Below are 984 nucleotides of genomic sequence, written 5' to 3' on the forward strand. Positions count from 1 at the left end.
GAGGTGTTTTGGAAGAGCTTCAATAATAATTATATTGTTAAGGGTGATATTAGTGAAAGTCATTGTATGCAAGAAGCCGTGTTTGAGTTCCTGACGATTCCTAAATTAAAAAAAATTATCCTTGAAAATAATTTGAGACCATTTGATGAGAGAAGTGTCGCTTATGGAAATCTTGTTATAGAGGGGCATGATGATTTTTTTGGATTGCTAATAAACAATATGAGCTGCAGTGACTCAGTCATTGATATGTTTCTGAAAATTCCTGAAACGTTCCGTCCCTATCTTTTGTGGTGGCTGACAAAGCAGGAAAAATTCAAAATAGTTAACCAGATATTGTCAGAGCACACAGAATACAAAAGTTTTTTGCATGTTATCGATGAAAGTAGCGGAAACAGTTGCCTGCATGAGGCGCTCCGTGGCGCTGGTTTTTATGAATTCCGTACTTTGGTTGAAACGGCTGAACTTCACTCTCTCTTCGGGAAAAAAAATCTTGAAGGCAAGCTCCCCCACGATTTTTACAATATCGTGCTCTTTGATGCATATTGTTCTAATCTTTTGATGCCTTTGGATGTTGTTTGTTTTTTGCTCAAGGTGCGATCTCCTGTAGAGGTTCAAGAATTACTGGAAAGGCTCCTTGTTTATTTTGATGGGAAGGGTATCACGCCTCTGATTCATATTGTGGCCTATGCCCTTCAAAATGGCCTCACCCTTGGGTGCTGTTCCAGCATCTATCAGGACTCCAGATATCGCACAGACCATTTTTTGCAATTAGAAAGGGCGTATCCTTTGTTGTCCGCTTGTCTCCCCGTGGCGGTAGAGAATTACAAGGCACTGGCGGATCAGTTGATTAAAAGCGATCTCCCTTCACAAACGATTATCTGTATCCTGGTTGCTCTGCCTGAGCCGTACTCGCAGAAGATTATGGCGGAAATCCTTCAATCCCGGCGTGGTCATAGTTTTGTTAAGGGCCTGTTGAATACCGGA

The 984-nt window shown here is 41.5% G+C and carries 1 protein-coding gene; it reads left to right on the top strand.

Features of this window, described 5'->3' with window-relative positions; genetic code table 11:
* Positions 1 to 66: 66 nt before the first annotated feature.
* Positions 67 to 984, top strand: a 918-nt coding sequence (locus M3P05_RS20430) for a hypothetical protein (protein ID WP_249701979.1), incomplete at its 3' end; no start/stop codon positions are given.

This window comes from Parendozoicomonas callyspongiae, from assembly GCF_023502345.1.
GTDB lineage: Bacteria > Pseudomonadota > Gammaproteobacteria > Pseudomonadales > Endozoicomonadaceae > Sansalvadorimonas > Sansalvadorimonas callyspongiae.